This window comes from Chitinophaga sp. S165, from assembly GCF_003182155.1.
Classification (GTDB): domain Bacteria; phylum Bacteroidota; class Bacteroidia; order Chitinophagales; family Chitinophagaceae; genus Chitinophaga.
In genome coordinates this window covers 90,043-104,025 of sequence record NZ_QGTG01000013.1, presented here as the reverse complement: position 1 = coordinate 104,025, position 13,983 = coordinate 90,043, and the positions used below count along the sequence as shown (strand labels likewise).

Below are 13,983 nucleotides of genomic sequence, written 5' to 3'. Positions count from 1 at the left end.
TGATGATTATTTAGTTTTTCTCTACTTCCTGTTTGAATGCAGACAGGAACTGATCTGCATGTTCCATGGTCAATGCCAGGGAAGGTAACAGTCTTATTACGTTTGGCTTTGCTTCGCCGGTAAAGATCCTGTGTTTGAATAACAATTCCTTTCTCACATTGGCCAATGATTCGGGCAGTTCTATGCCGATCATTAATCCTCTTCCTCTTACTTCTTTTACCTGTGGGAATGCTTTCAGTTGCTCAATCAGGTAACCGCCCACTTTCGCAGCATTGGCGATGAGGTTATCCCTTTCTATCACTTCCAGTACAGCCAGTGCTGCAGCACAAGCCAGGTGATTACCACCGAAGGTGGTTCCCAGCAAACCATAAGAAGCTTTGATATGCGGAGCGATAATGATACCTCCGATCGGGAAACCGTTACCCATTCCTTTCGCCATCGTATAGATATCGGCATTTACACCGGCAAAATCGTGAGAATAGAATTTGCCGCTTCTGCCATAACCGCACTGTACGCTATCTGCAATGAATACTGCGTTGTATGCATCACAAAGACTTCTGATCTTTTTCAGGAATGATTCACTTGCTACCTGGATACCACCTACGCCCTGAATGCCTTCGATGATAACAGAAGACACTTCATATTGTTTAAAAGCCGCTTCCAAAGCCGCTTCATCCTGCCATGGCAGGAATACCACGTTGTCAGTTTCATTCACCGGAGCCACGATCTTCGGATTGTCCGTAGCCGCTACTGCCAGTGATGTTCTGCCATGGAAAGATTTTCTGAATGCGATCACTTTCTTCTTTCCGTTGTGGAAAGACGCCAGTTTCAATGCATTCTCATTGGCTTCTGCACCAGAGTTGCAGAGGAACAGCTGATAATCTTCCTTACCGGAGATCTTACCTAATTTCTCTGCCAGCTGCTGCTGCAATGGTATTTTGATAGAGTTGGAATAGAACCCTACTTTCTGTAGCTGATCTGTTAAACGTTGTACGTAGTGAGGATGTGTATGACCGATAGAAATTACAGCATGACCGCCATACAGGTCAAGATATTTATTGCCTTGCGCATCCCATACGTTGGAACCCGCAGCTTTCTCTATTGTGATATCGTTAATGGGATAGACGTCAAATAATTGCATTATAGCTCAGATTGTTCCCGTTTACACGGAAGATTGTGAAAATTGGCACCAGGTTGGGTATAGTTAAAATACGATCGACTTCAGCCTTAATCCCGCAGTTTCATCCAGTCCGAACATGAGGTTCATATTCTGCACGGCTTGTCCGGATGCACCTTTCAGCAGATTATCCTCTATGGAATGGATCACCAGTTTGTTTCCTACCTTCTCCAGTTGGAGCAGGCATTTGTTGGTGTTCACGACCTGCTTCAGGTCTATCTGTTTATCACTTACATGTGTAAACGGATGTCCTGCGTAGTAGGCTTTATACAGCTGCTGCGCTTCTTCAAGCGACAAATCGCTCTGCAGGTAAGAGGTAACCCAGATACCTCTTGGAAAATCCCCGCGTACCGGTACGAAGTTCACGTCTCCGGAAAAGGACGGCTGCAACAGCTGTAAACTTCGTCGTATTTCTTTTAAATGCTGATGGTTCAGTACTTTATAAGTAGAGAGGTTATTGGCCCTCCATGTGAAATGGGAAGTGGCCTGTAAACTCTGTCCTGCACCAGTGGAACCTGTGATACCGGTGGTATGCACTTCCTGCAGCAAACCTGCTTTAGCCAATGGCAACAATCCTAACTGGATACCTGTTGCAAAGCAACCGGGATTGGCAATATTATTGGCGGTAACGATCTTCTCCCGCTGCATTTCAGGCAGTCCGTACACGAACTCCCTTCCTTTCACCGTCTCTCCCAGTCTGAAGTCCTGACTGAGGTCCACTATTTTTACAGCTGGAGCGATCTCCGTTTCTTCCAGGAACTTTTTTGCTTCTCCATGTCCGAGACACAGGAACAATACATCAATATCGCTGTTTACGTCTCCCGTAAAGGTAAGTTCTGTTTCCCCCAGCAGGTCGGCATGTACTGCGTACAAGGGATTACCGGCGTTACTCCGGCTATTTACATAAGAGATCTCTACGTTGGGATGGTTCAATAAAAGACGGATCATTTCACCGCCGCCATATCCTGCTCCACCAATGATCCCTGCCTTTATTTTTTTATCGTTTGCCATTTTTAGTCTGTTTTACGCCTCCGGCTATTTATCCTTCACACTTTCTGCTACCTGATGCCAGATCATTGTCTGGTTACCGAATATTTTACTGAAGCCTCTCACGTCTTCTCCGCTCCAGCCACTGTTCATTTCACCATATTTACCAAACTTGCTGCTCATCAGGTCATATTCAGATTTAATACCTGTTACCTGGAAGCGGTAAGGCAGCAGGCTAACATATACCTCACCTGTAACATGTTCCTGGCTGTGCTGAAGGAAGGCTTCAATGTCGCGCATTACAGGGTCCATTACCTGTCCTTCGTGCAACCAGTTGCCATAGAACTGTGCCAGCTGGTCTTTCCAGCTCAGCTGCCATTTGGTTAACACGTGTTTCTCAAGTGCATGATGCGCTTTGATAATAATAACAGGCGCTGCTGCTTCAAAACCTACACGGCCTTTGATACCGATAATGGTATCGCCTACGTGGATATCGCGGCCAATAGCGAACGGCCCGGCAATAGCCTGCAGGTGTTGAATAGCTTCTGACGGATGACTGAACGTCTTACCGTTCACACCGGTCAGTTCACCTTTTACGAACTGCAGGGATACCTTTTCAGCATCTTTTTTAGTTAACTGAGTAGGCCATGCATCTTCAGGCAGGAACCCGTCTGATGTCAGCGTTTCCTTACCACCTACGGATGTACCCCAGATACCTTTATTGATAGAATAAGCTGCTTTTTCGAAGTTCATCTGTACGCCTTTACCTTTCAGGTAAGCGATTTCCTCTTCACGGCTCAGTCGCATATCACGGATCGGAGTGATGATCTCAACACCTGGGATCATGATATGGAAGATCATGTCAAAACGCACCTGGTCGTTACCGGCCCCGGTGCTACCATGTGCTACTGCATCAGCGCCCAGTTCTTTCACATGTTGTGCAATGACCAGCGCCTGTGTAACGCGCTCAGCACTTACGCTGAGAGGGTAAGTATTATTCTTCAGCACATTACCAAATACCAGGTACTTGATAGCACTATCATAATATGAACGTACTGCATCTACCGTCTTATGACTCTTTACTCCCAGGCTAAATGCACGTTTCTCAATTTCCTCCAGTTCTTCTGTTGAAAAACCACCGGTATTGACGATTACTGAATGCACTTCATACCCTTTTTCTTCTGTCAGGTATTTTACGCAATAGGAAGTATCAAGTCCTCCGCTAAATCCAAGTACTACTTTTTTCATTTATAGATAAGATTGTGCTCCACACTGCCGTATGGGTGATGCGTTATAATAAAAAATGATCTCTCAAAATAAATTGAACAGAAAGAATTTCCGTTTGTTGGATGGTGCGGCGCCGCCACTGACGCCATCTTTACCACTCTTCAACAACACAAATCTTTTAAAGCGCAGCCATCTTTCGAACAGCTTGAAGTTCTCTTTGAACTTCCTGCCTTTCTTTGTCTGTTTTATCTGACCGTTCACAGCCACCATTACCTGTGGATGTGCCTGTGCTTCTGATTCGGTCCTGATGCTCAGCGTAGCGCTTGCTTTTCTGAGCTCTTCTCTCTCCGCCTCTTCCTTTGCCTTTTCTACAGGATCGTAAAGCATAGCTGTACACAGACAGTTCTTACGGTTCTTGCTGGTCAGCACGTCAAAGTTCACACAACTACGACATCCTTTCCAGAACTCTTCATCGTCGGTCAGTTCAGAATATGTTACAGGCTCGTAACCCAGTTCCGAGTTGATCTTCATCACTGCAAGCCCTGTAGTCAGACCAAATATTTTAGCGTCAGGATACTTCTGTCTTGATAGCTCGAACACACGATGTTTGATGGCCTTGGCCACACCATGTCCTCTGAAGGCAGGATTCACGATAAGCCCCGAGTTGGCAACAAATTTCTCATGTCCCCAGGCTTCTATATAACAAAAACCTACCCATTCGCCTTTATCTGTTACTGCTATAACAGCCTTTCCTTCTTCCATCTTAAGTTGGACATACTCAGGAGAACGTTTGGCAATACCTGTTCCACGTGCTTTGGCGGATGATTCCATCTCGTCAGTGATGGTTTTGCCATAATGCTTATCGTCAGTGGTAGCAACCCTGACAATGATATTTGGATTTTCCAATTTTGTCAATTGAAAACGTAATCAATAAATTAATAATCTGGAATCCATTGCTGGATTTAAAACACCTTTTTGTATGTGATTGAGACTTATCACGGTGTTGCGATAGCGTGCATTATGTAAGCGAACGCTATCAAATACGAGGTCGTCGGGAAAGATATCTAAAGACATTGAACCCAATAGAGTACTCTCCTTCCATCAGAGAAGGATGATATGCAGAAAGATTATGGGCCGCAAAGTTTTCCAACTTCAGTTCAGCATTAAATTGTTAAAAACTGTCTTTAATAAAATCAAACGCAAAGTTATACTATTATTTTTTTTCGCGGTTAAAAAAATTAAAGACGGTACGTTAAATTATCAGATAGGTAGTTGCAAATTACGGGCCAACATAGATTTTTAAAAATACATATAACAAAAAACTCCCTGTCTGTTGGACAGGGAGTTATTGAAAATCAATAATTTAACTATTTAGTGATCACACTCAGCTCTGCCACGCTGGCCCAATGTTCTTTTTCATTGGCAGGTGCAACAGCCACTAATCTTACGAATCGGCCCTTCACGGATTTACTGAATTTCACCGATTGTGTCACAGGATTGTTTGCTATGTTCGCAAAGTTTCCTTGTGCTACCGGTTCACCCCAGGACTTCCCATCTTCGCTTACATAAAAGGCATATGTATAAATTGTGCCTGACTTTTCCAGCAGATGCCTTGGAGTATACGTGAACCCTTTCAGCGTTAACTCCTCTCCCAGGTCCACCTGGATCTCATGTGGGTACTTCGCTGTTTCCGGCTGATAAGGAGAAGCCCAGAAAGATTCCGGATTACCATCTATCGCTTTTTCCGGATCAGCACCTTTGTTTTGTCCATCGGTGAAGGTCACTTTCCATTTCGCAGGTGCAATGTCGTATGCAGCTGTCACCGTAGCGCTGGCTCTCTTTCCATTTTCGAGGAATGCTTTAGCCTTTACCACGCCTCCTTCCGGCAGGGAAATGGCGCCTGTATATTTGGGAGAGCTGTACACCGGCTCCTTACCATCTAAGGTATAATGCAGCTCAGGATCAGGTGAAGAGCAGACAATGCTTACATCTCCCTGCTTATTACGTTTGATAACAGGTACGTCCAGTAATCCCGGTGCTTTGTAGAGCTGTACTTCACTGATCACCGGACAAGCCAGCGCATCCTGTATATTGATACGCACCTGCGTAGTGGTCACATCAGGGAATGACAATATCCGCTTATGACCAACAGTAGTAGCGGTTGCGATCTCCTTAAATGCACCGTTTTCCAGTACCTCTACAGAAAATGCTTTCACCCGCTGACCTAGCGCAATATATTCCTGCAGCACCAGCCTGTTGAAAGACGTTGGCTGAGCAAAGGTCAGCGTAATAGTGCCTTTCAGCACATTGTCCGGCGTAGCCCAATATGTATCTCCTTTACCATCGTTCAGGTTTGCTACTTTCACTTTCACGTTATTCTTGCGGGTCTCAGTTGCTGTTACTTTCGCTTTCAGCGCCAGGTTTGTTTTAAAGCTGGCATCCCGGAACTTTTTAAATTCCATCAGGCGGGTAGAGTCTGCCGAATAGATCAGCCCTCTCCTGTCCACCGGTACGTTCAACAGCATGTTGCTATTACGGCCCACGGAACCATAGTAGATGTCCAGCAAGTGCTGCACGCTCTTTACCTTATCGTTTGTGGAAGCACTGTAAAACCATCCCGGACGGATAGATACGTCACATTCTGCCGGTACCCATTTCTCTCCGTTCATATCTCCCTCGTTGAGCACCGATTGTGCAGGCGCCCCTTTACCAGGCGTGAAGCCTTTTACATTCAGGGTAGCCCAGTTAGTAGTGCCGGCTATACCGTCTTCATTACCTACCCAGCGGCAACCCGGGCCGACGTCGCTGAAAATAACCGCGTTAGGCTGGTTCTTATAAACAGTGTTATGGAAGAGGTCCCAGTCATATACAGGCTTTTTGCCATTCGGGCCTTCTCCGTTAGCGCCATCGAACCACTGTTCAAAAACAGGTCCGTAGCTGCTGAGCACTTCGTTCAGCGTATTGGAGAACACCTGGTTGTATTCCGGGGTGCCATAGGCAGGATGGTTACGGTCCCAGGGCGACAGGTACACCCCGAACTTGAGGCCATATTCCTTACAGGCGGCAGACAGTTCTTTCAACACATCCCCTTTACCATTCTTCCAGGCGCTTTCCCTTACGGTATGCGTGCTGTACTTACTGGGCCAGAGGCAGAAGCCATCATGGTGTTTAGCTGTGATAATGATCGCCTTCATTCCTGCCAGTTTCGCAGTACGCGCCCACTGGCGGGCATCCAGCTGAGTAGGGTTGAATACCTTCGGGTCTTCATCCCCATGTCCCCATTCATTGTCAGTAAAGGTGTTCGGACCCAGGTGGATGAACATGTAGTATTCCATGTTCTGCCAGTCTAACTGGGCTTTGGAAGGCAGCGCACCATAAGGAGCGATTTCCTGCGCATGAGCAGTTGCCAGGGTGCTGCAAAGCCCGGCCATCAATAAAAATTTTCTCATTGCCAATGTTTGTCTTTCGTGGAACCGGAATCGCTTCCGGCGCGATCTGTGGTTTAAACGACCTGTGATTTATTTTGATCTGACCTGTCCGGTCATGATATCCGAAGCTTCACATCTAAAAATAATGCTTAATAAAGGGTTTAGTATACAACAGGAGAAAATTGATGCAGGGAAAGCTAAAATACAGGAGAACCTATTTAGCAGCCGTTAAACTATTTTATGAACAGCTATAGCAACTATACCGCATTTTCTATACTTTTAGACATCATCTATAATACACCAGCAGTCTTCTTTTAGCAAGAGCTAAAACCAAACAACGCATGAAAAAGCAGCAATTTCACAGGAGAAACTTTCTCAAAACCACTGTGGCCGCAGGTGTAGGATTGACCCTCCTCAATACGCCCGCACGCCTCTTTGCAAACACCCGGAAAGAAAAAGTAAGAGTAGGGCTCATCGGAGTAGGCGCCCGCGGACAAGGGCACCTGGAGTTATGCCTTCACCGCGACGATGTAGACGTTACTGCCATTTGCGACCCGGACACCAAATGGGCCATTCCAAAGTCGCGCGAGCTGATCACAAAAGCCTATGGCGGAAAAAAGAAAGTAGCTGAATACAGCAACGGTCCGGAAGACTTCTACAACATGCTGAAACGCGACGATATCGATGCCGTGATCATTGCCACTCCCTGGGAATGGCATTCCATTCAGGCCATCGCTGCCATGAAAGCAGGTAAAACACCTGCCGTAGAAGTATGCGGCGCCTCCGATGTACAGGAATGCTGGAACCTGGTCAATGCCAGCGAAGATACCGGCGTTCCGCTGTTCGGGATGGAAAACGTATGCTACCGCCGGGATGTTATGGCAGTGCTGAACATGGTAAGACAAGGCCTTTTCGGCGAACTGACACATCTCCAGGGCGGCTATCAGCATGACCTGCGTAAAGTGAAGTTCAACAACGGCAAGCAACTGTATGGCGGCGGTGTTGAATTTGGCGAGAACGCTATGTCGGAAGCCAAATGGCGCACCAATCACAGCGTACATCGTAACGGTGACCTGTATCCTACACACGGTCTTGGCCCTGTTGCCAATATGATCAACATCAACCGAGGCAACCGCCTGTTGTCCCTCACTTCCGTAGCCACCAAATCAAGAGGATTACATAAGTACATTGTGGACAATGGCGGTAAGGAGCATCCGAATGCTAAAGTGGAATTCAAACTGGGTGATATCGTCACAACACTGATCCGCACCAACAATGGTGAGACCATCATGTTGTCGCACGATACCAACTCTCCCCGCCCCTACTCGCTTAACTTCCGCGTACAGGGCACCAATGGCCTGTGGATGGATGATCTGGACTCTATTTATGTAGAAGGAAAAAGCCCGTACGATGAGTGGGAAAAAGCAGGCTCTGAAAAAGACCCGAACAGTTACATGGCGAGGTACGACCATCCGCTATGGAAACGGTATACCAGCAGCGCCGCCGGCGCCGGTCATGGAGGCATGGACTGGTATGTTATCAATTCCTTTATAGAAAGTGTAAAACGAGGCGCTCCTTATGCGCTCGACGTATATGATCTGGCTACCTGGTATGCTATTACGCCTTTGAGCGAGCAATCGGTAGCTGAAGGTGGAAATGTGCAGTACATTCCGGACTTCACCCGCGGGCGATGGATGAACAGGAAACCGATCTTCGCACTGGATGACCAGTACTAATACATTCCGTAAGATATCTGAAACTGAAAAGGGCTGTCCACATAATTGGGACAGCCCTTTTCAGTTTCAGATATCTTTTCCTGTTAACAGGATGGTCATGTTATGCTTTTTTCAAACCTACCTTGTGGCCACTGAATCCGTAATAAAGAATGTACAGATAGCAGGGAATAAAGACTATATATGCTGAATGACGGTTCATGCTCTCTGCAAGTCCACCATATACCAGCGGAATGATAGCGCCACCTGCAATAGCCATTACCATCAGTGCCGCTCCCAGCTTCGTGAATTTCCCAAGTTTATTCATTGCCAGTGGCCAGATCCCCGGCCACATCAAGGCGTGAGAGAAGCTGAGCGCAATCATGAACGCGATGGAAACTACTCCGGTAGTGGCCAGAACTCCAATGGAGAAAATCAGTCCAAGGGCAGCACTGCCGATTAACCCATTTTTCTGTGTCAGGTATTTCGGAACTGCAATAACGCCCAGTAGATAACCTATTGAGAGGCAGATCAGGCTATAGATACCAAAGTTACCCGCCACGTTCTTCTCGAAGCCATAGTATTCACCGTATAATGTTAATGAATCAATAGCCAGTACTTCCACACCTACGTACATGAATATACACAATACTCCCAGCATCAGGTGAGGTATCTGGAATACGGAAGTCTTGCCTGAAGTTTCCTCCGCGGTTGTGGTGTCTTCCTCTTCGGGATTGATCTCAGGCAATGCAGCCTTTGTAATACCAAAAACAAGAATGATCAGGACAACAGTGATGACGATATAGGGACCAACCACACGTTCAGCCAGTAATTGTAACTGGGCCTCTTTTTCAGCGCCTGCGAGCTGGTTTATTTTTTCAGAAAGCTGCTCGGTGTCACTGAACAACAACACTTTCAGAACGAAGATACCGATCATACCAGCTACCTTATTACATATCCCCATGATGCTTATACGACGGGCAGCGCTTTCAATCGGTCCCAGTATGGTTACATAAGGATTAGAGGCAGCCTGTAGCAAGGTCAACCCGGCACCCTGGCCAAACAGTCCTACCAGAAACAAAGGATAAGAACGTGCATAAGCTGCAGGAATGAACAACGCTGACCCTATGGCAATAATGAGTAATCCGAGTGACATACCTTTAGTGAACCCTATCTTCCTTAGGATCATAGAAGATGGGATAGCCATCACCATATAGGAGATGTAAAAGGCAAACGTCACAAAGTAGGCTTCGAAGTCAGATAACTCACAAGCCTGCTTCAAAAAAGGGATCAATACACTGTTGAGCCATGTAACGAAGCCAAACAGGAAGAAAAGGGTACCGATTACTCCCATTGCCTTGCCATACTGATTGGTTTGTGGCATAGAGACTGGCCCTTTAGGAGACGAAACGGAATTAGCCATACTGCTGATTGATTAATATTAAATGATTTTGATTGATCTTTGCGAACTTAACCAACAATTTCTGCATTTCATAGTTATTTCCCACTAAATGCGCTTTTCTGGTAGATATAAGTTAATTTCCCATTCTAAATAGTTCAAAAAGTACGCTTTTTTAATCTCAATCAGGAATTTTTATCAGTCTCTATTTAAAATAAATAGAAATTTTACAACATATTAGCTAAAACGTTTTTGCTTCAGGAAAATAGGCATATTTATTTTGAAAATTTAGGAATTCTCGAAAAATAATTTATACATTTATCGCGCAAAAATTACAGTAATTTAACACGTTTATGGCTCAACAAACAAAGCAAAGTACACATCCATCTTTCTTTGTACTGATACTTGTATTTTTTTTCTGGGGATTTGTTGCTGCTTCAAACAGCATCTTTATTCCCTTCTGTAAGGCCCACTTTCATTTGGGACAGCTGGAATCACAATTGATCGATTTCTCGTTCTACGGCGCTTACTTTATCGGCTCGTTACTGCTGTATCTCTTTTCAGCGTTGCGGGGCGTAGATATCTTAAACAAGATCGGCTACCAGAAAGGTATCATTTATGGGCTTCTTATTTCCGTAGTAGGTGCGATAGCGTTGATCGCTGCAGTGAACATTGGCAACAGTATGGAAAATACGACCTATGCCTTTTATCTTATTCTTGGTGCTTTCTTCATTGTGGCACTCGGGTTCTCTTTACAGCAGACTGCTGCCAATCCGTTCGCCATCTTATTAGGCGATCCGGCTAAAGGTACTCACCGTCTGAACCTGGCTGGTGGTATCAACTCCTTCGGTACTACTATCGGGCCTTTGGTTGTGAGCATCCTGCTTTTCGGTTCTGCCAAAGATGCCTCTGTTTCTGCAGATACGGACATCAGCAAGATCAATACGCTGTACATATTGCTGATCGTATTGTTCCTCGTTGCTGCGGTGATCTTCTGGTTCTCTAAAATGCCGAAAGAAACCTCTGACGAGCCATTTGAACAGTCAGCAAGAGCAAGTCGTTCATTAAGCGGTATCACTGCTATGTTCGTACTGATCATGGTTGGTATTATCCTCAATGCGGTTAAGACCTCTGTAGGTTTCTCCCCAACTGCCGAAGTAGGACTGCCTTTCTTTGTTGTTGGTATCGTGGGTATCCTGGGTATCCTGTTCAATGCAAGGATGTCTGCTCAGAAAGACGGCAGTGGCTGGGGCGCTATGAGATATCCTCAGCTGATCCTCGGTATGATCGCCATCTTCGTGTATGTTGGTGTGGAAGTAACCATTGCCAGCAACATGGGCGCCCTGCTGAAGCATCCTGGTTTCTTCACTACGGAAGGCCTGGCTGAATCACAGATCGACCCTTATGTTTCCCTGTTCTGGGGTAGCATGATGGTGGGTCGTTGGACTGGCGCTATTACTGTATTCAATCTCTCCGCAGGTGCCCGTAAGGTGCTTTCTGTGATCGTTCCGTTCATCGCCTATGGTGTGGTGCTCGGTGCTAACCATCTGAAAGGTACAGATGTAAGCGTATTATATCCTTACGCTTTCGTACTGATAATACAGATCATCGGTTTCTTCGCCGGACAGGAAAAGCCAGCTAAAACGCTGATGATATTCTCCCTGCTCGGTATCCTCGCTATGATCATCGGTCTTTGCACCACCGGTTCAGTCGCCATCTTCGCTTTCATCAGCGGTGGTCTGTTCTGCTCCGTAATGTGGTCTTGTATCTTCGCCCTGTCTATAGCAGGTTTAGGTAAATACACCAGTCAGGGATCTTCTTTCCTGATCCTGATGATCCTGGGCGGATCGCTGATCCCTCCTGTACAAGGTGGTCTGGCGGATATCCCTTCCATAGGTATTCATTATTCTTACATCATACCGGTGATATGCTTCGCATACCTGGCTTTCTTTGCATTCAGAGTTAAAAACATATTAAAATCACAGGGAATAGATTATGAGTCAGCAATTAGCGGTGGGCATTGATATTGGAGGAACCAATACAAAGTTTGGCATAGTAGATCGCAGAGGTAATATTCTGTGTGATGGCCGTATGCTTACAAATCAACACGAAGACGTTCACGGCTTCCTGGATGAGCTGCATGGGCATCTCTCCGTACTGATAGCACAGGTAGGTGGTATCGATAATATCAGAGGTATTGGTGTAGGTGCACCAAACGGTAACTTTTATACTGGAAACATTGAGTATGCTCCTAACCTTCGCTGGAAAGGCATCATTCCTTTAGCTAAATTGCTGGGTGAGAAGTTCGGCGTACCGGCTATCCTCACTAACGATGCGAATGCAGCGGCACTGGGCGAATTCCAGTATGGCGCAGCAAGAAGCATGAGAGACTTCATCGTTATTACCCTGGGTACAGGCGTAGGTAGCGGTATCGTAGCCAATGGCCAGCTGATATACGGTCACGACGGCTTTGCCGGTGAACTGGGCCACTGTATCGTATTACCAGGCGGCAGATACCATCCGGGTACCGGTGCTCACGGTTCTCTGGAAGCATATGCTTCCGCTACCGGTGTAACCAACACAGCGCTGGAATTCCTGGCTAACCGTCCGGATACCCAAAGTATCCTGCGCGATCATACCAAAGAAGAGATCAATTCCAAAGTAATATATGAAGCAGCTATGAAGGGCGACCCATTGGCTGTGGAAGTATACGAGTTCACCGGTAAGATACTGGGTGAAGCGCTGGCTAACTTCGTCATGTTCTCCAGTCCGGAAGCGATCATCCTGTTCGGTGGTCTTACAAAAGCAGGCGACATGATCATGAAGCCTGTACGTGAGCATATGGAGAAAAACCTGCTGCCTATCTTCCAGAACAAGGTGAAGCTGGTATTCTCCGAGCTGAAAGAAAGTGATGCAGCCATATTAGGCGCAAGTGCACTGGCTTGGGAAATGAAAGATTAAACTTTCGGCCGGTTTTCCGGTATCATAAATAAAGCATTATGCAAGATCGCAGACATTTTCTGAAAGCAGCGGCACTAAGTGCCGCTGCTTTATCTTTAGATGGCATTACATCTAAACCGGCACAAGCAGCGCCTTTAGCAACAGCTCCAAAGGCAAAACCTGTTGTAATATCTACCTGGGACTTCGGCCGCGCTGCCAATGAAGCTGCCTGGGAAGTATTGAAAAAAGGAGGCCGTGCACTGGACGCCGTAGAAGCCGGCGTAAGAGTACCGGAGGCCGACCCTAACAATCATACCGTAGGTTACAGCGGGTTCCCTGACCGTGATGGCCGTGTAACGCTGGATGCCTGTATTATGGATGAACTGGGAAACTGTGGCTCCGTTGCTGCCCTGGAACATGTTACACATGCTATTTCCGTAGCTCGTGCTGTAATGGAGAAAACCCCGCACGTTATGCTGGTAGGTGATGGCGCTTTGCAGTTCGCTTTAGCCAATGGCTTCAAAAAAGAGAACCTGCTCACACCGGAATCAGAGAAGGCATGGCGCGAATGGCTCAAAAAGTCCGAATACAAGCCTATCATGAACATAGAGAACACTTCCTATGGTCCGGAGAAGGAATCGGCTTTTAACCCCCTTAAATTGCCAGGAAACGTATATAACCATGATACCATCGGTATGATCGCTATGGATGCCAATGGCAACCTGTCCGGCGCATGTACTACCAGTGGCATGGCATTTAAACTGCACGGCCGTGTTGGCGACTCCCCTATCATCGGCGCCGGCCTGTATGTGGACAATGAAATAGGTGCTGCCACCTCCACAGGCGTAGGTGAAGAAGTGATCCGCGTAGTAGGTAGCTTTCTCGTGGTGGAACTGATGCGTCAGGGTTACTCTCCTGAAGCCGCCTGCAAAGAAGCGGTGACACGTATCGTAAAGAAGAACAAAGAGAGAGCTAAAGGCCTACAGGTAGGCTTCCTTGCCATCAATAAAAAAGGAGAACATGGCGCTTACTGCCTGCAGAAAGGATTCAATTATGCAGTGTTGTCCGAAAAGGAAAATAACGTCCTGATAGACGGCAAACACTATTTCTAAT

10 protein-coding genes are annotated in these 13,983 nt (G+C 46.4%); 4 read left to right on the top strand and 6 right to left on the bottom strand.

From position 1 onward, the window contains the following. Positions 1 to 10: 10 nt before the first annotated feature. From C7475_RS30635 to C7475_RS30615, 5 genes are all read right to left on the bottom strand, one after another. Positions 11 to 1,141 (bottom strand): aspartate aminotransferase family protein, encoded by a 1,131-nt coding sequence (locus C7475_RS30635; protein WP_110057249.1) that lies wholly within the window; start codon positions 1,139 to 1,141, stop codon positions 11 to 13. A gap of 63 nt (positions 1,142 to 1,204) precedes the next feature. Continuing rightward, a complete protein-coding gene (argC, locus tag C7475_RS30630) occupies positions 1,205 to 2,188 on the bottom strand; it encodes an N-acetyl-gamma-glutamyl-phosphate reductase (RefSeq protein ID WP_110057248.1) in 984 nt (327 codons plus the stop codon). Between the two features lie 24 nt (positions 2,189 to 2,212). Beyond that, positions 2,213 to 3,412, bottom strand: coding sequence for an argininosuccinate synthase (gene argG, locus C7475_RS30625; RefSeq protein WP_110057247.1), 1,200 nt, complete (start codon positions 3,410 to 3,412; stop codon positions 2,213 to 2,215). A gap of 63 nt (positions 3,413 to 3,475) precedes the next feature. Further along, positions 3,476 to 4,297, bottom strand: coding sequence for a GNAT family N-acetyltransferase (locus tag C7475_RS33375; protein ID WP_233260025.1), 822 nt, complete (start codon positions 4,295 to 4,297; stop codon positions 3,476 to 3,478). 461 nt (positions 4,298 to 4,758) lie between these two features. After that, positions 4,759 to 6,840: an alpha-L-fucosidase gene (locus C7475_RS30615; protein ID WP_233260024.1), complete on the bottom strand. Its 2,082-nt coding sequence runs from the start codon at positions 6,838 to 6,840 to the stop codon at positions 4,759 to 4,761. A gap of 320 nt (positions 6,841 to 7,160) precedes the next feature. Here C7475_RS30615 and C7475_RS30610 point away from each other — a divergent pair, with 320 nt between their 5' ends. Next, positions 7,161 to 8,555: a Gfo/Idh/MocA family protein gene (locus tag C7475_RS30610; protein ID WP_110057245.1), complete on the top strand. Its 1,395-nt coding sequence runs from the start codon at positions 7,161 to 7,163 to the stop codon at positions 8,553 to 8,555. 100 nt (positions 8,556 to 8,655) lie between these two features. Here the strand turns inward: C7475_RS30610 and C7475_RS30605 are convergent, their stop codons facing one another. After that, a complete protein-coding gene (locus C7475_RS30605) occupies positions 8,656 to 9,954 on the bottom strand; it encodes a sugar MFS transporter (protein WP_233260023.1) in 1,299 nt (432 codons plus the stop codon). Between the two features lie 329 nt (positions 9,955 to 10,283). Between C7475_RS30605 and C7475_RS30600 the strand changes: the two genes are divergently transcribed. From C7475_RS30600 to C7475_RS30590, 3 genes are read left to right on the top strand one after another with little or no spacing between them, the layout of a single operon-like run. Then, entirely contained in the window at positions 10,284 to 11,954 is a 1,671-nt protein-coding gene (locus C7475_RS30600; RefSeq protein ID WP_110057243.1) for an MFS transporter, read from the top strand. Beyond that, entirely contained in the window at positions 11,926 to 12,891 is a 966-nt protein-coding gene (locus tag C7475_RS30595) for an ROK family protein (RefSeq protein WP_110057242.1), read from the top strand. The genes C7475_RS30600 and C7475_RS30595 overlap by 29 nt, the downstream gene beginning before the upstream one ends. Before the next feature lie 38 nt (positions 12,892 to 12,929). Then, positions 12,930 to 13,982, top strand: a complete 1,053-nt coding sequence (locus C7475_RS30590) for a N(4)-(beta-N-acetylglucosaminyl)-L-asparaginase (RefSeq protein WP_110057241.1) — start codon at positions 12,930 to 12,932, stop codon at positions 13,980 to 13,982. The last annotated feature ends 1 nt before the right edge of the window (position 13,983 follow it).

Excerpts from the sequence above, each read along its gene's own strand:
- C7475_RS30635 (WP_110057249.1), bottom strand. The coding sequence starts at position 1,141 with ATGCAATTATTTGACGTCTATCCCATTAACGATATCACAATAGAGAAA.
- C7475_RS30615 (WP_233260024.1), bottom strand. The coding sequence starts at position 6,840 with ATGAGAAAATTTTTATTGATGGCCGGGCTTTGCAGCACCCTGGCAACT.
- C7475_RS30610 (WP_110057245.1), top strand. The coding sequence starts at position 7,161 with ATGAAAAAGCAGCAATTTCACAGGAGAAACTTTCTCAAAACCACTGTG.
- argG (WP_110057247.1), bottom strand. The coding sequence starts at position 3,412 with ATGAAAAAAGTAGTACTTGGATTTAGCGGAGGACTTGATACTTCCTAT.
- argC (WP_110057248.1), bottom strand. The coding sequence starts at position 2,188 with ATGGCAAACGATAAAAAAATAAAGGCAGGGATCATTGGTGGAGCAGGA.
- C7475_RS30605 (WP_233260023.1), bottom strand. The coding sequence starts at position 9,954 with ATGGCTAATTCCGTTTCGTCTCCTAAAGGGCCAGTCTCTATGCCACAA.
- C7475_RS30600 (WP_110057243.1), top strand. The coding sequence starts at position 10,284 with ATGGCTCAACAAACAAAGCAAAGTACACATCCATCTTTCTTTGTACTG.
- C7475_RS30590 (WP_110057241.1), top strand. The coding sequence starts at position 12,930 with ATGCAAGATCGCAGACATTTTCTGAAAGCAGCGGCACTAAGTGCCGCT.
- C7475_RS30595 (WP_110057242.1), top strand. The coding sequence starts at position 11,926 with ATGAGTCAGCAATTAGCGGTGGGCATTGATATTGGAGGAACCAATACA.